Below are 13,509 nucleotides of genomic sequence, written 5' to 3'. Positions count from 1 at the left end.
CGGCATGTATTTCATTGCCCTGGCCACTGACTATGACGGCACGCTGGCGCATGAGGGGATCGTTGCCGAGAAGACGCTTGCGGCGCTTGAACGCTTCAAGAAGAGCGGCCGCAAACTCATTCTCGTCACCGGGCGCGAGCTGCCCGACCTCAAACGCGTCTTTCCCGAAGTCGCGATCTTCGACAAGGTCGTCGCCGAAAACGGCGCGTTGATCTACACGCCGGCCAGCGAGGAGGAGCGGACGATATCTCCGCCGCCCGCCCCCGAGCTCATCACCAAACTCAGGAAACGCGGTGTCAAACCGCTTTCGGTCGGACGCTCGATCGTCGCAACCTGGGAACCGCATCAGGCTACCGCGCTCGAGGTGATCAAGAAATTGGGGCTGGAGCTGGAAATCATCTTCAACAAGGGCGCGGTGATGATCCTGCCCAGCGGCATCAACAAGGCGACCGGCCTGACAGCCGCGCTTCAGGACCTCAGATTGTCGCCGCACAACGTCGTCGGTGTCGGCGACGCCGAAAACGACCACGCCTTCCTGCGCGCCTGCGGCTTCAGCGTCGCCGTCGACAACGCACTGCCGGCAGTCAAGGAAACGGCGGATCTCGTGACACGCGGCGCGCGCGGAAAAGGCGTCGAGGAACTGATCGCCAAGGTGGTGGAGCGCGATCGCGAGCTTGTGCCGAGCCGCGACGGCATTGTGCTTGGCTCGGAGGACGGCAAGGAGGTGTATCTGTCGCCAACCGATACGGTGCTGATCGCCGGGAGCTCCGGCATCGGCAAATCGACCCTGGCGACCGCACTGACGGAGCGCTTCGTCGAGAGAAAGTTTCAGTTCTGCATCTTCGATCCGGAAGGCGACTACGATGGCCTCGAAGGCGCGGTCCGGCTGGGCGACGGCTCGAACGCGCCGACGAAAACGCAATTGCTCGATCTCCTGGAGAAGCCCGACAACAATCTTGTCGTCAATGGCCTGGCGCTGCGCGTCAATGAGCGGCCAGACTTCTTTGCCGACCTGCTGCCGGGCCTTGGCAGTCTTCGTTTCCGTACGGCACGACCGCACTGGCTGATCATCGACGAGGCGCATCACCTCCTGCCGAAGCGGCGCGACGATACCCCAATGGTGCTGGCGATGGAATTGCCCGGCACGATCCTGATCACGGTTCATCCGGACGCGATCTCAACCGATGCATTGCGGCTGGTCACCGCCGTCATCGCACTCGGCCCCAAGGCAAAAAAGGTCATCAAGACGTTCTGCCGCGAGACCGGCACCGAACCGCCAAAGGACAAGGATCGGAGCTCTCCAAAAGACCAGCGAGTGCTGTTCTGGCGGCCGCAGGCGCACAAGAAACCTGCCATTGTCGAGCCAATCGAGCCGCGGCAGTCGCTCAAGCGCCACAGCCGCAAATATGCCGAGGGCCAGCTCGACGAGAAGGGCAGCTTCTATTTCCGCGGCCCCGACAATGCAATGAACCTCCGCGCCCATAATCTGATGATTTTCGCCCAGATCGCCGAGGGCATCGATGACAGGACCTGGGAACATCATCTGCGCGCCGGCGACTATTCCGAGTGGTTTCGCCACCAGATCAGGGACAAGGAACTGGCGCGCGAGACCGCGGAGGCGGAGAAAGACGGCACACTTTCGGCGCAGGAGAGCCGCAACCACATCCTGGACGCAGTGCGCCGCCGCTATACCGCGCCCGCCACCGCGCCAAAGGAATAGATGCAAACGGCGCCCAGCCGTGGAACCTCATCCGCCAAACGAAATTGTGTTCTATCGGGCGCCAGATCCAATCCATGCCGAATAATCGCCCCGGAAAGAGACGATGGATGAGCAGCGACCCGGACAAGAATGGTCTGTCTTTTCGGCGGAGCAGGCGCGGCAGGGCGAGATCATCCTGCGGACGCGGGCGCGCCGGATCATTTTCATCGCCGGCCTGGTGGGTCTCGTCTTTCTGGCATTGCTGGTGTGGTGGGTTTGAATTCCTGACGGCTGGAGCGAAATCATGAAATCACAACTTGTTGCCGAAAGCGCCGGGCAGAGAACGTTTGTGGTTGTGCTTGATCCCGGCGAAGAGGCGTTTGCGCAGCTGACGTCGTTTGCGGTCGAGCGTGGCGTCGGCGGCGCGTCGCTGACTGCGCTCGGCGCTTTCGAAAGGGCAACCGTCGGCTGGTTCGACCCTGGAGAAAGGACCTACCGGAAAATCCCCATCCAGGAACAGTGCGAAGTGCTGAGCGCGATCGGCGATGTTGCCATCGGCGACGACGGCAGGCCCAGCCTGCACGTCCACGCAGTCCTTGGATTGAGTGACGGCACCACGAGGGGCGGTCATCTGCTGGACGGAATCGTGCGGCCGACGCTCGAGGTCACATTGGTGGAGACGCCTGGCCATCTGCGCCGCAGGCATCGTCCCGAACTCGGCGTCGCCCTGATCGACCTGGAGCCTTGATCCGAGCCGATCACTTCGTTGATTTGACTGCGGCCGTTTCGGGTACACCCTCCCAACCGAAGACGCTGCGGCCGCCGAGCAGATGCGATTGCTCGAACTCCCCGGCGACGATTTCCTTCAGGCTTGGGCCGGTGACATAGCGCTCGACCTGCCGCGACTGGTCGTCCAGCCGCCGCAAGGCGCCGATCTCTTCGTCACGGCCCAGCCTGGCCTTCTGGACAGCCGACTTCAGCACGCCGATCGTCTCGTCATAGACCTTCAGCGGCACAGGGAACGGGTGCCTGTCCTTGCCGCCATGCGCTAGCGAGAAGCGTCCTGGATCGGAAAAACGGCACGGCGCGCCATGCACGACTTCGGCGACCAACGCCAGCGCCCGCACCGTGCGCGCGCCGACATTGGGCACGAGGAGAAGCTCGGCGAAATCCGTCGGACCGCGCTCAGCCGCCGCGGCGATATTGCCGTGCAGGCGGCGCATGACGACATCACTTTCGCGCACATCGTGGTGCGCCGGCATGACCAGATGCGGCAGCAGCTTTTGTGCCGGGTCCGGCGCTGGCGCCGAACCCCGCTCCAAAGCGGCAAGTTCCCTCACGATGCGATCCGGTCCAAGGTCGTGCAGAAGGTCCAGTTGTCCCTGGCGCGACGCTTCGGCGCGGCGGTCGGTCAGGTTGACGATCTCGCCCTGATTGGCGCCCTCGATGGCAGCATGCGGCTGGTCGACAAAGCTCTTCAGGCCCTCGGACAGCCAGTGATAGCGGCGCGCCACCTTGCTGTCGCCGTTCATGCCTTGCTGCACCACCACCCACTTGCCGTCGTCGGTGACGATAAAGCCGTGCAGATAGAGATCGAAACCGTCCTGGACCGCGGCGCTGTCCACCTTGGCGACAAGCCGGCTGGCAGTCGCGAGGCCTTGCCCGTCGAGACCGACACGCTCGCCGATCAGGGCGAGCTCATGCGGGGTCTTGCGCGAATGCGCGCCGCGGCCGCCGCAAACGTGGATGCCGAGTTCGCCGGAAAGCGGCGACAGACCGCGCTTCAACGCTCCGACGACGCTGGTGGTGATGCCGGAGGAATGCCAGTCCATCCCCATCACGGCGCCAAAAGACTGGAACCAGAACGGATGCGCCAGCCGGCGCAGCAATTCATCGCGGCCGTAATGGTGGATGATCGCCTCGCACATGACCGCGCCAAGCCGCGTCATGCGGTCGCCAAGCCATTTCGGTACGCGCCCGCCGTGAAGTGGGAGATCAGCACTTCCCGATCGCTGTGCCACGGTCTTTTGCTTGCTCCTTGAGTCCTGCCTCGACAGATAGGTATCGAAAGAAGTGTGGAGAAGCTATGGCCTGATTCAGGCCGCGATCGTTGCAAGCCGCCAGCTAGCGGGCAGGTTCGCTGAGGAGATCAAACTTCTGGATCTCGCAATGCTCGCCCACCGATTCCAGCAGATCTATTGGCGGTGCGCCAGTGTCCGGCCGTCTCCAACTGATCTCGAACGAGAAAACAGGGTCTTTGATATCCGGGCGCCTCTCTATCGCGACGAGGCGTGACCGGTAGCCAAGCGGCCCGATCATCGTATCGAGTTCCTGTCGGGCTGGGGCCTTCCAGGTCACCGCCAACTGGGCGTGGTGTTCGCGCGAAATTCGAAGATCCACCCATTTCAGGACGAGCAAGGTGGCCAGCGTCAGTGCGGTGCCGGCCGCGCCCAAGCCGTATTGGCCACCACCGAAAGCCAATCCGATCGCCGTCATCACCCACAAGGTGGCCGCCGTGGTGACGCCGCTGACGAGACTCCCACGGCGAAGAATGGCGCCACCGCCGATAAAGCCGACGCCGGTCAGCACGCCCAGCGGAAAGCGCAAGACGTCCATCGATGCAAACGAATCCGGGTGCTTGCCAACGGTTCCAAGCAGAATGCTGGCCTGGACCATTGCGATGGCGGCCGCCAACCCGACCAGCACGGTGGTGCGTAGCCCCGCCGCGTGCCCGCGCGCTTCCCGGTTGAGGCCTATCAACAGGCCGGCGAGCGCGGTCAGAAGCAGTCGTGCCGCGATGTCCTGCCAAACCGGAACAACGAGGAGCATCGCGGTCACCCGTCGGGCCAGGCGCTGCTGGCCAGGAATAGCGCCATGGTCAAAGCGAACAAGGGCAAGAGCGTCTTCATCGCAAATTCTTTTCGTCGATAGGCAACAAACGATGCGCCTGGATTTTGGTTGCGCCGCCGACGATTCACCCGGCGATGGGCAGCGGCGGAACAAAACCTTCGGCCTGCGGGTTGGTGGTTCACGCCAACGAAGGATTTGCAGTCATGGTCCGCTTGCTGCTTGCTGGAGCCGTCGCTTATCTGGCCTATCGCATCACCAAGGAGATCGGTGGATCCGGCGAGGTCGATCCGCTGTCGCCTTCCGCCGACCAAGCCAGCCGCAAGGCGCCGAGGCGGCAAAGCGGGGCACAGAGGAATGGCCGACGGCGGTAGCGAATGCCGTAGCGGCGGCGCGGACCAGCCATGACCACATTTCCGTTGCCGCTCGACCTTCGTCCGATGGAAGCCAAAGCCGCCGATGCAATTCCTGGCGGCGACGGGCTTTGGCAATACGAGCCGAAATGGGACGGGTTTCGCTGCCTCGCGTTCAAGGGCGACGATGCCGTCGACCTGCGAGCAAAATCGGGCAAGCCGCTTGGCCGCTATTTTCCCGAACTGGTCGCGGTGCTGCGCGATGTGAGCTCGCGACGGTTTGTTGCCGACGGCGAGATCGTCATCGAGGTCGACGGATCGTCCTCGTTCGAGGCCCTGCAAATGCGCCTTCACCCCGCCGAAAGCAGGATCCGCAAGTTGAGCCTCGAGACGCCTGCCATGCTGGTCCTGTTCGATATGCTGGCCGAACCCGGCGGCAGCATCATCATCGAAGAGCCTCTCACCACCAGGAGGCAGGCGATTGAGGCCTTTGTCGCGACGGCGGCACGGCCCGAACTGCACCTGTCCAAATATACGCACGACGCCGCCACCGCCGAGCGCTGGCTGCAGGGCGCCGGCCACGGCTCCACCGACGGTGTTGTTGCAAAACTGATCGCCGGGCCATACCGGCCCGGCGAGCGCGCCATGGTCAAGGTAAAGCGACTGCGCACTGCGGATTGCGTGGTCGGCGGCTTTCGCTATCTCGCCGGCAGCAACGAAGTCGGATCCCTGCTGCTTGGCCTCTACAATAACGAAGGCAGGCTGGACCATGTCGGGTTCACCTCGACCATCGGCAAGGACGACAGGGCAGCATTGACCAGACGGCTGGAAAAACTGCGGGCCAAACCGGGTTTCACCGGCAAGGCGCCGGGCGGACCAAGCCGCTGGAGCACGGAGCGGAGCGGACAATGGGAACCGATAAAGCCTGAACTGGTGGTCGAGGTTCGGTTCGACCATGTGACCGGCGACCGATTCCGGCACGGAACCAAGCTGTTGCGCTGGCGGCCGGACAAGGAGCCCCGGCAATGCACGTTCGAGCAGATCGAGTAAGTCGGCTCCGAGGCACCGCTTCAAGGCTCTAGCCGCCCGCTCTACCGTTCATGACGGACCAATGCAGAATTCACCGGTTCGCCGCGGCCAACCGAGCCTTGGCAACATTTCCGAGGCTCGGTTGCGGTTTTGAAATCAAGCGGCTTCTTGCATTGCGCGTTCGTTGACACCGCTTTCGCCGAGCTTGGAAAGCGCTTCGTCGGTCGCGACCTCTTCCTTGAGAGTTGCCCTGAGCAGCTCGACAACGTCGCTCTTGCCAAGTTCTTCCGCCCACGCGATCAAAGTGCCGTAGCGAGCGATCTCGTAATGTTCGACAGCTTGCGCCGCACCGACAAGCCCGGCGTCGAGCGCGGGAGCACCATTATACTCCTCGAGCATTTCCGAGCCCTCTTCTATGATGCCGTCAATTGCCGGACAGGTTTTGCCGCGGGCCGGCTTGCCGAATTTCTCGAACACCTCCTCGAGGCGGTCGACATGTCCTTCGGTTTCCATGCGGTGTTTCTCGAAAGCGGCGGTCACTTCTTCCGACTCCGCGCCCTTGGCCATTTTGGGCAGCGCTTTCAGTATCTTCTTCTCGGCGTAGTAGAGGTCTTTGAGCCCGTCGAGGAACAGATCCTCAAGGCCCTTGCTTGCCGCCTTCGCGGCCTTTTTCGTGGTCGCCATGATCCTCTCCCGAATGGTTGGTGCCGCCTCGCAAAGTGGAGGTGTCCGATAACCCTTCGACGGGAAACAAGTTCCCTGACGCTACGGGAGCTTTGAAAATTTTTCCGACCCGCGTGCGGTGTCGCAAGGGCCTCGACTTACGGCAGCAATCGGCGAGGAAAGCGCCGTCAGCGCTCGCCGATATGCTCGAACAGGCGGATGTATTCGGCCTCGGCCAAGCCGTAGCCGCCATCTGCCAGTGCGACGAGACCATCGCGGTCGCGGATGATAATTTCGCCGCGGCGGGACCGGATGAGCCCTCGCCCCTCAAGCAGCTGCAGCGCGACCGTGACACCCGGGCGCCTTACGCCAAGCATGATCGACAGGAATTCGTGAGTGATCGTCAGCCGGCCGCCGTCCACCCGATCGTCACACATGAGCAGCCAGCGCGCCAGCCGGTCTTCAAGTTTCGATCGCGCGTTCACCAGCGCGGTATAGCCAGTCTGGACATGCAGATATTGCACGTAGCGCAGCAAGAACAGCCGCAGCGTCGGGCTTTGCGTCAGCGCCGCCTTGAACGGCTCGGCCTCGATCCTGGCGGCTTCTCCCGCCAGCTGCACATAGCAATCATGGACCGCACGGTCGTCGTCCATCACCAGGGCCGAACCGGTCATACCTTCCAAGCCAATAAGGCCAACTTCCGCATCGCTGCCGTTCGGCATTTTAGCAACCACCGAACCGATGCCGTCCTCGAAGAAATAGATGGCTTCGATCGGCGATCCGGACACTTCGAGCGATTGCCGTAACTCCAGCGAACAGCGCTCGATGTGCGGCTCGAGAGATGCGAAATCGCCGGCGCTCATCCGGCGCAACAGCTTGTTTTTGTATGGATTTCTATTGGAAGTTGCTGGATCAGACATAGCTGGGCCCAAAACAGGGCAAGAGCTTTTTTATCTCCCAGCCGTCCGCGCCCGGTATAACCTGCGGACGATAGCGCTTATATAAGCACTGAAAGGTATGGAGCCTACTAAATAAAAAAATGAATCGATGCACGGCAGTTTCTCCTGCCGCTTGCCTACGAAAACATCCGACTGAAAGTTAGAGTTGGAAACGTACCAAAGACGGTTTGGTACGAAAACGACAATTGAGGTCGCCGGACGCGAAAGAGCCCGTCGCGAGGGATGCAACGGGCTCCATTCGGGCGTCGTGGGCTACGCCCAATGATCCAAATGAGGGGTGGGTTGGATCGCAGCAACAATGCAGGTGCAAGGCAGTCGTTCCCAACCTGTCTGTTTGGTAATTTCCGTACATTGAGTTTGGACGAGAGCGGCGCTAATTGAATTGGAGTCGTCCACACAGACATGGCGAGTGGACGCTTGAAAGACCCTTCGCGCTTTCGCCCTTTTTCAAGGGAGGATGGCATGTCGATGCAAGGTGCAGCAACTCCAGCCGAACTGAGCGTGCTAAAAAAAGCGCTCGACGACTGCTGCCGCGAGTTGGGTGTTGCGGACGACAGTCCTGTCCGCGAGCGGTTGGCCGCCCGTATCATGTCGCTGTTCAACGAGGGTGTGCTCAGCGCCGATCTGAAAGAGGCGCTGGCCGCCGATCGCCAACACTAAGCTGCTGCTATGGTGGTGTCCTCGGTGCCAAAAGGTTCGGCACCGGGTCGCCCTTTTTAGCCTGGGATCCTGGTTTGCCAAGGATCTTGGAAATCTTGTCTTTTCACGACAAAACGCCCGGCGCTTATTACCAAGCGGCAGGCGTTTTTGTCGCGAGCGTGACACTAACGCGTGTCGCGCTTGACCGGCCTCATGCGATGCACTTTAGGTTCCTGTTTTATGCATGTCGTTATCACAAAACCGCTGCACACCCTCGGTCAAGCCCGAGGGCATGCTTTTGCGCGCCATGCATCAAATGCGCCCAAGCAGGACCAGGATAATGACGATAAGCAGCACCAGGCCGAGGCCGCCACCACCGTAATAGCCGGTGCCATAGAACGGTCCGCCGCCCAAGCCGCTGAAGCCGCCAAGCAAGGCAAGGACCAAGATGATGATGAGAATGGTTCCAAGGCCCATGATGTCTGCTCTCCTTGTTTGCGCTGCCGCCATTCGCATCAGCGCGTCGCATTGTACAAAGGTATGAACTCGCAAGGAGCATTCCTGTTCCGGCGGAACGGTAAGGCGTACGCTCATGCGGCGAGCAAAATGCCGGGCTGTGCCGTCAGAAAAGTCCACAGAAGGATGCCCGCGGAGAATGGCACGGCGGCCGCCTTGAACACCTGAGAACATGCTGAATTTCATGGGGAATTTGTCGGAACCTTCGCTCACCCGAACGGTTGTTTTCGTAGTCGCAACGCGACGACCCTCGTAAAAAGGAGAAGCATCATGCTCACGAAAATTCTCGCAGCTTCGGCGCTTACGATCGGTCTGGCCACGTCAGCGATGGCCCAGAACGTCGGCGACCCGTCCGGAGACGCTGCCGACGGCAGCGGGCGGACGATCGTGGTCCCGGATAATGGCGGCCCGGACACGGGCACGGATTCGACCATCACCAACAGCATTCGCGATTTCTCAACGACGAATTCGAATGCCGACCGGAATTGCCCGCCAGGCCCGCAGGGGGCTATGCCCGATGCAACCGGCAAGGCTCCGGGCACGATGGCCCCGACGGTGAACGACAACCACTGCGGCAAGTAAGGGCCCGGTGATCACAGCCTGACCAGGCCGCGGAGCATAGGCTCCGCGGGCAGTTGGGTTTTTGCCGCAAATTAGCGCCTAACGGCCGCGGTGGTCAAAGCTGACCGCGATGTCCCGACCGTCCAGCGCCCGAACGATGAAGCCAACCAGCTCCTCGTCGGTTTGCCGGAACCAGGGAAAGCGTTTACGCAAATCGGCTATGACGACGGTGGTCGAGAGAATATCGCCCGAATGGTAGTCGGCCATGACTGTATGGACGGCAGCGTCGGTGTCAATACCGATTCCTAGCGGCGACCTGATCTGCCCCACGGAAGCCTCCACCCATCTCTCCCAGCCAACGATAGCAAGACTGCCGCAAAGCGAAAGAGCTTGTACGATTTCGTACGATCTCGTGGCTTGCGTTACACTTTGCAGGACGCAGCCGGCGTCTTTTGTTTTGCGTTTCCAAACCACTGGTTGGTGTGGCGGCGGCTGTGGCCGCCACGACCAGGCAACCTCGCCGCAGCTTTCGCGTTGAACCATCGGAGGGATGACATCAGCCTCGGAGAACCCCCATGAAAACCCTTCTATCCATCACTGCGGCAGCGATGATGGCTGGCGCACCTTTGGCTGCTTTTGCCCAATCGGCGACGCTGACGCCTCTAACGACCGACACCATGAGCAAGGTTGACACCGCGACGTTCGTCAAGACCGTGCCCATCGCCAATACATTCGAAATCGAATCGAGCCGACTTGCGCAGACGCAGGCGACTGCCGACGACGTGAAGGCATTCGCGGCGCAAATGGTCACGGACCACACCAAGGCCGGCGAGGACTTCAAGGCGGCGCTCAGCAAGGGTCAGACGACTTCGGCCACCGCGCCGGCCGGCCCGTCGCTGGACACCAAGCACCAGGCGCTGCTCGACCAACTCAAGGAGGCCAGCGGGGACAGCTTCCAATCGAAATATATCGACATGCAGACCCAGGCGCATAAGGAAGCGGTGGCGCTGTTTTCCGCTTACGCGAATTCCGGCGACGATCCGGCGATGAAGGAATTTGCCAAAAAGACGCTGCCGGTGCTGCAAATGCACGAACGTCACGTGAAGGATCTCGCTGCCGCGCATCAATGAGGGCGACGACCGCCAGCGGTTTCGCCAACGGAGACGCCGGGCTTGAAGGGAGCGGCTGTCGTCGGCCCCGGGAACAAAGTACCGAGAGTGCCGTTATTCACTTGGCCTATTCCCGGGGAGGATCCAATGGGAGGCGGCATTCGCGAGGCGCCGAGGGCAGTAGAGCTGGGTTTCGGCGCCGTTCCGATTGCCGCTGTCACAGGCTGAATCGATTTCCGGCCGGGACAGGTTACCATGCGCTACGGCGAGATATTTGCAAACGCAACGGCGCTCTTGTTGCTGGCGCTGATGGTTGGCGGCATCTTCATCTTGTTTGGAGAACCGCTGTGGCCGCGGCACTACGCGAGAATGGTGCTGGTCCCGAATATTGATGCCATGGCCACCGCGTCATTCCGAACAAGGTGCGCTCCAAGTCCATGCCTGCCCGACACCATCGATCAGACCATGCTGGCTCCTCGCCCCGAGGACGGACCGTGATCTGGATTTGCAGACGCTGCAACGCTGTGGAGCGGGATGCGGTAAGGCCCGCCGCGCAAGTCGCGCCGCGGGCTTACCGGTGCAATCCAAACGGTCTTGCAAACCGTCCGGCTACAACTAGGTCAGGATAAGCACGATCTTGTAGGTATTCGGATCGACGATGACGATTCGGCCATCGGCCAGCACGAAATATTCATAGGATTCGTAAGCCGGAACAATCTTGACGATGCGCGCCGGCAGACGATGCAGCCGGACCTTCTTTCGCGGAACCTCGACGCCGACAGAGATGTCGAAATCGACATTGGAAACCGGTTGGACATTCGTTTCCTTGATGACCTGGGTAATCTCTGTCTTCTGTTCAACGGTCACATTGCTGATGGAAGCGGTCGAACTCTGGTCCTGCGTCTGCGTAGAGGCGTTGCCCTGAGTCTGCTCGCTGGTCGTGGTCCCAGTCTTGCCCTGAGCCTGCTCCTCGGTCTTCATTTTCGTGTTGCCTTGGGCCTGCTCGGTAGTGGTGGTTCCGGTTTTGCCCTGGGCCTGCTCGTCGGTTTTCATTTTGGTGTTGCCCGTGGCCTGCTGGTCAGTCGTGGCGCCAGCCTTGCCCTGAGCTTGCTCGTCGGTCTTCATTTTCGGCTTGCCCTGAGCCTGCTGGTCAGTCGTAGCGCCAGCCTTGCCCTGGGCTTGCTCGTCGGTCTTCAGCTTTTTGTTGCCCTGCGCCTGTTGTTCAGTCGTAGCGCCGGCCTTGCCCTGAGCCTGCTCGCCCATCTTGGCGCCATTTGGACAGTTGGCAGTGCCGGCTGCGCAATTGGCGCCGGACTGGTCGTCGGTCGACTGCTGCGTCTGGGCAAGTGCCGCTCCGCAGCTGACGCTGATTGCTAGCATGCTGGTAATCAGAACGCCTTTCATGAGAGATCTCCTTGGAAAATGCGTCCCTTCACCGCGTAAAACTGCGGCTAAAAAACTTTGTTCCAAATTAACCGAGCGAAACGGCAAGCGATCCGAGCGGCGGAACAAGCTCCACCCGGTGACGTTACCGACCTAGCGACCCCGTTGCGAACGGCATAATGCAGCGCAGCGCAGAGGTGGCTCACGACGAAAGGAGACGATCATGAGAATGCATCTTTCCGCGGCCGCGGCTGGGTTCTTGTTGCTAGCGGGCGTCGGCGCCGCTGCCGCCCAGGACGTGGTCATCGAACCGCAGCAGGAGACGATCGTACGCGAGTATGTGAAAAAGCAGCCTCTGGCGTCCGTCCAGCTTCCCGGCGTGGAGCTCAATGTCGGCTCGACACTGCCCGATACCGTGGAGCTTCATGAAGTTCCCAGCGTCAAATACCGCTACGTCGTCGTCGACAATCGGACCGTCCTGGTCGATCCTGGCACGCGCAGGATCGTGAAGGTCATCGAGTGAACAAGCGCGCCGCTTTGAAGGGACATGCGGCGCGTCCAGCGTTGTCGACATCCCAGACTGCTGCCCTCGTTGGGCATTCCGACGCAGAAAGGCCCGCCGTTCCGACGCACGGCGGGCCACATAGCCGAGTCAGCACGCCAGGCGGCAGGGTCCTGTGCTCGCCAGGCCAGAAACTTTGAGAGAATATTCCCGGCTCCCCATCTGGCGTGAAATACTGTTCTTTGATCTGGAGATCAGCATTTCCGATGATGCCCGCAAGGCTTCGCATTCCGCCTGGCCGCAACGATTGCAGAGCCGATAGGATTGACCATGCCTGGGAACACCAACACTTTGCTTCCATTCTTCTCGGCAACTATAAGCCGGCGTTCAGGTCTCGCTGTACTTCTCGCATCAGCGGTTTCGATTGTCAGCCTTGCTGCGCCGTCGCTCGCCGAGGACAAGACGGCGGTCAAGGTCGGCATCATGAGCGGCGAGGACGAGGACGTCTGGCGCGTCGTCACCGCCCAGGCGGCGGAGAGGGGCCTGACGATCGAGACCGTGGTGTTCAACGACTATACCCAGCCGAATGAAGCGCTCGAGCGTGGCGAAATCGACGCCAATGCCTTCCAGCACAAGCCCTATCTCGACAACCAGATCAAGACGCAGGGCTATCACATCGTCCCGGTCGGCTATACCGGGGTCTGGCCGATCGGCCTTTATTCCAAGAAGTACGCGAATATTGCCGACCTGCCCAAAGGCGCGGTCATTGGCGTGCCGAACGACCCGTCCAATGAGGGCCGCGCACTGCGCGTCCTGCAGAGCGAACATCTGATCAAGCTTAGGGAAGGCACCGGCATTCTGGCGACGACCGCCGACATCGCCGAAAACCCGAAGCACTTGGTCATCAAGGAGCTGGACGCAGGCATCGTCGGGCGCTCGGTGGAAGACCTCGACGGGGCCGTAGTCAACACGGATTGGGCGCTTAAAAGCGGCCTCACACCGGAGAACCGCATCGCCCAGGAGGCGGTGGCCGACAATCCCTATCGCAATTTCATCGCGGTCAAGGCCGGCAACGAAAACCAGCCCTGGGTAAAGACCTTGGTCGCCTCCTATCAGAACGAAAAGGTAAAGGCCGAATTCGACCGGGTCTACAAGGGAACCGGCATCAGCGCCTATTGATGCCGAGCTCGACTGGGCGCTGAAGCCCGGCATGATAAAGCGGTCCGCGCTTCAACGCGGACCGCGATCG

Annotated in this window: 18 protein-coding genes; 11 read left to right on the top strand and 7 right to left on the bottom strand. The window is 61.2% G+C overall.

Annotated features, from left to right (window positions below):
- Positions 1–4: 4 nt before the first annotated feature.
- The 3 genes from NKH50_RS13150 (at position 5) to NKH50_RS13140 (ending at position 2,447) form a co-directional block, all read left to right on the top strand.
- On the top strand, positions 5–1,720 hold the full coding sequence (locus tag NKH50_RS13150; RefSeq protein ID WP_352879221.1) for an HAD family hydrolase: 1,716 nt from the start codon (positions 5–7) through the stop codon (positions 1,718–1,720).
- Between the two features lie 103 nt (positions 1,721–1,823).
- Positions 1,824–1,979: a hypothetical protein gene (locus NKH50_RS13145; RefSeq protein WP_352879219.1), complete on the top strand. Its 156-nt coding sequence runs from the start codon at positions 1,824–1,826 to the stop codon at positions 1,977–1,979.
- A 24-nt stretch (positions 1,980–2,003) separates the two neighbouring features.
- Positions 2,004–2,447 (top strand): PPC domain-containing DNA-binding protein, encoded by a 444-nt coding sequence (locus NKH50_RS13140; protein WP_352879217.1) that lies wholly within the window; start codon positions 2,004–2,006, stop codon positions 2,445–2,447.
- A 10-nt stretch (positions 2,448–2,457) separates the two neighbouring features.
- On the opposite strand, the gene NKH50_RS13135 is transcribed toward NKH50_RS13140, so the two are convergent.
- Both NKH50_RS13135 and NKH50_RS13130 read right to left on the bottom strand, forming a co-directional pair.
- Positions 2,458–3,720: a DUF763 domain-containing protein gene (locus NKH50_RS13135; RefSeq protein ID WP_352879215.1), complete on the bottom strand. Its 1,263-nt coding sequence runs from the start codon at positions 3,718–3,720 to the stop codon at positions 2,458–2,460.
- A gap of 103 nt (positions 3,721–3,823) precedes the next feature.
- Complete coding sequence (locus NKH50_RS13130; RefSeq protein ID WP_352879213.1) at positions 3,824–4,528, bottom strand: MgtC/SapB family protein; 705 nt, start codon at positions 4,526–4,528, stop codon at positions 3,824–3,826.
- Between the two features lie 224 nt (positions 4,529–4,752).
- Here NKH50_RS13130 and NKH50_RS13125 point away from each other — a divergent pair, with 224 nt between their 5' ends.
- Both NKH50_RS13125 and NKH50_RS13120 read left to right on the top strand, forming a co-directional pair.
- On the top strand, positions 4,753–4,920 hold the full coding sequence (locus NKH50_RS13125) for a hypothetical protein (RefSeq protein ID WP_352879211.1): 168 nt from the start codon (positions 4,753–4,755) through the stop codon (positions 4,918–4,920).
- 30 nt (positions 4,921–4,950) lie between these two features.
- The gene (locus tag NKH50_RS13120) at positions 4,951–5,949 is read left to right on the top strand and encodes an ATP-dependent DNA ligase (RefSeq protein WP_352879209.1); all 999 of its coding nucleotides are present in this window, start codon (positions 4,951–4,953) and stop codon (positions 5,947–5,949) included.
- A 135-nt stretch (positions 5,950–6,084) separates the two neighbouring features.
- Here NKH50_RS13120 and NKH50_RS13115 read toward each other — a convergent pair whose 3' ends face one another.
- Both NKH50_RS13115 and NKH50_RS13110 read right to left on the bottom strand, forming a co-directional pair.
- Entirely contained in the window at positions 6,085–6,612 is a 528-nt protein-coding gene (locus tag NKH50_RS13115; protein ID WP_254815759.1) for a YciE/YciF ferroxidase family protein, read from the bottom strand.
- Between the two features lie 167 nt (positions 6,613–6,779).
- Entirely contained in the window at positions 6,780–7,454 is a 675-nt protein-coding gene (locus NKH50_RS13110) for a Crp/Fnr family transcriptional regulator (RefSeq protein ID WP_502906859.1), read from the bottom strand.
- A 558-nt stretch (positions 7,455–8,012) separates the two neighbouring features.
- On the opposite strand from NKH50_RS13110, the gene NKH50_RS13105 reads away from it, so the two are divergent.
- Positions 8,013–8,210 (top strand): hypothetical protein, encoded by a 198-nt coding sequence (locus tag NKH50_RS13105; RefSeq protein WP_292655400.1) that lies wholly within the window; start codon positions 8,013–8,015, stop codon positions 8,208–8,210.
- Positions 8,211–8,501: 291 nt separating this feature from the next.
- Here NKH50_RS13105 and NKH50_RS13100 read toward each other — a convergent pair whose 3' ends face one another.
- Positions 8,502–8,666: a DUF3309 family protein gene (locus NKH50_RS13100; RefSeq protein WP_023677107.1), complete on the bottom strand. Its 165-nt coding sequence runs from the start codon at positions 8,664–8,666 to the stop codon at positions 8,502–8,504.
- Between the two features lie 309 nt (positions 8,667–8,975).
- Here NKH50_RS13100 and NKH50_RS13095 point away from each other — a divergent pair, with 309 nt between their 5' ends.
- Positions 8,976–9,287: a hypothetical protein gene (locus NKH50_RS13095; RefSeq protein WP_352879205.1), complete on the top strand. Its 312-nt coding sequence runs from the start codon at positions 8,976–8,978 to the stop codon at positions 9,285–9,287.
- 78 nt (positions 9,288–9,365) lie between these two features.
- Here NKH50_RS13095 and NKH50_RS13090 read toward each other — a convergent pair whose 3' ends face one another.
- Positions 9,366–9,533, bottom strand: a complete 168-nt coding sequence (locus tag NKH50_RS13090; protein WP_352879203.1) for a hypothetical protein — start codon at positions 9,531–9,533, stop codon at positions 9,366–9,368.
- A gap of 308 nt (positions 9,534–9,841) precedes the next feature.
- On the opposite strand from NKH50_RS13090, the gene NKH50_RS13085 reads away from it, so the two are divergent.
- Positions 9,842–10,396: a DUF4142 domain-containing protein gene (locus NKH50_RS13085; protein WP_352449588.1), complete on the top strand. Its 555-nt coding sequence runs from the start codon at positions 9,842–9,844 to the stop codon at positions 10,394–10,396.
- A gap of 234 nt (positions 10,397–10,630) precedes the next feature.
- Entirely contained in the window at positions 10,631–10,873 is a 243-nt protein-coding gene (locus NKH50_RS13080) for a polymerase (RefSeq protein ID WP_254815753.1), read from the top strand.
- 117 nt (positions 10,874–10,990) lie between these two features.
- On the opposite strand, the gene NKH50_RS13075 is transcribed toward NKH50_RS13080, so the two are convergent.
- A complete protein-coding gene (locus NKH50_RS13075; protein ID WP_352647978.1) occupies positions 10,991–11,779 on the bottom strand; it encodes a DUF1236 domain-containing protein in 789 nt (262 codons plus the stop codon).
- A 202-nt stretch (positions 11,780–11,981) separates the two neighbouring features.
- On the opposite strand from NKH50_RS13075, the gene NKH50_RS13070 reads away from it, so the two are divergent.
- Together NKH50_RS13070 and NKH50_RS13065 are read left to right on the top strand one after the other, a co-directional pair.
- Positions 11,982–12,281, top strand: coding sequence for a DUF1236 domain-containing protein (locus tag NKH50_RS13070; protein ID WP_254815751.1), 300 nt, complete (start codon positions 11,982–11,984; stop codon positions 12,279–12,281).
- A 309-nt stretch (positions 12,282–12,590) separates the two neighbouring features.
- On the top strand, positions 12,591–13,439 hold the full coding sequence (locus NKH50_RS13065) for a MetQ/NlpA family lipoprotein (protein ID WP_352879200.1): 849 nt from the start codon (positions 12,591–12,593) through the stop codon (positions 13,437–13,439).
- The last annotated feature ends 70 nt before the right edge of the window (positions 13,440–13,509 follow it).

The organism is Mesorhizobium sp. M1027 (genome assembly GCF_040318745.1).
Taxonomy (GTDB): Bacteria; Pseudomonadota; Alphaproteobacteria; order Rhizobiales; family Rhizobiaceae; genus Mesorhizobium.
Note: the sequence above shows the minus strand (reverse complement) of the source record. Positions and strands in the feature narration are given on the sequence as shown.

Bases quoted from the DNA above. Each gene is read 5' to 3' on its own strand.
- NKH50_RS13150 (WP_352879221.1), top strand. From the start codon at position 5: ATGTATTTCATTGCCCTGGCCACTGACTATGACGGCACGCTGGCGCAT.
- NKH50_RS13145 (WP_352879219.1), top strand. From the start codon at position 1,824: ATGGATGAGCAGCGACCCGGACAAGAATGGTCTGTCTTTTCGGCGGAG.
- NKH50_RS13140 (WP_352879217.1), top strand. From the start codon at position 2,004: ATGAAATCACAACTTGTTGCCGAAAGCGCCGGGCAGAGAACGTTTGTG.
- NKH50_RS13130 (WP_352879213.1), bottom strand. From the start codon at position 4,528: ATGCTCCTCGTTGTTCCGGTTTGGCAGGACATCGCGGCACGACTGCTT.
- NKH50_RS13125 (WP_352879211.1), top strand. From the start codon at position 4,753: ATGGTCCGCTTGCTGCTTGCTGGAGCCGTCGCTTATCTGGCCTATCGC.
- NKH50_RS13120 (WP_352879209.1), top strand. From the start codon at position 4,951: ATGACCACATTTCCGTTGCCGCTCGACCTTCGTCCGATGGAAGCCAAA.
- NKH50_RS13115 (WP_254815759.1), bottom strand. From the start codon at position 6,612: ATGGCGACCACGAAAAAGGCCGCGAAGGCGGCAAGCAAGGGCCTTGAG.
- NKH50_RS13110 (WP_502906859.1), bottom strand. From the start codon at position 7,454: ATGAGCGCCGGCGATTTCGCATCTCTCGAGCCGCACATCGAGCGCTGT.
- NKH50_RS13105 (WP_292655400.1), top strand. From the start codon at position 8,013: ATGTCGATGCAAGGTGCAGCAACTCCAGCCGAACTGAGCGTGCTAAAA.
- NKH50_RS13100 (WP_023677107.1), bottom strand. From the start codon at position 8,666: ATGGGCCTTGGAACCATTCTCATCATCATCTTGGTCCTTGCCTTGCTT.
- NKH50_RS13095 (WP_352879205.1), top strand. From the start codon at position 8,976: ATGCTCACGAAAATTCTCGCAGCTTCGGCGCTTACGATCGGTCTGGCC.
- NKH50_RS13090 (WP_352879203.1), bottom strand. From the start codon at position 9,533: ATGGCCGACTACCATTCGGGCGATATTCTCTCGACCACCGTCGTCATA.
- NKH50_RS13085 (WP_352449588.1), top strand. From the start codon at position 9,842: ATGAAAACCCTTCTATCCATCACTGCGGCAGCGATGATGGCTGGCGCA.
- NKH50_RS13080 (WP_254815753.1), top strand. From the start codon at position 10,631: ATGCGCTACGGCGAGATATTTGCAAACGCAACGGCGCTCTTGTTGCTG.
- NKH50_RS13075 (WP_352647978.1), bottom strand. From the start codon at position 11,779: ATGAAAGGCGTTCTGATTACCAGCATGCTAGCAATCAGCGTCAGCTGC.
- NKH50_RS13070 (WP_254815751.1), top strand. From the start codon at position 11,982: ATGAGAATGCATCTTTCCGCGGCCGCGGCTGGGTTCTTGTTGCTAGCG.
- NKH50_RS13065 (WP_352879200.1), top strand. From the start codon at position 12,591: ATGCCTGGGAACACCAACACTTTGCTTCCATTCTTCTCGGCAACTATA.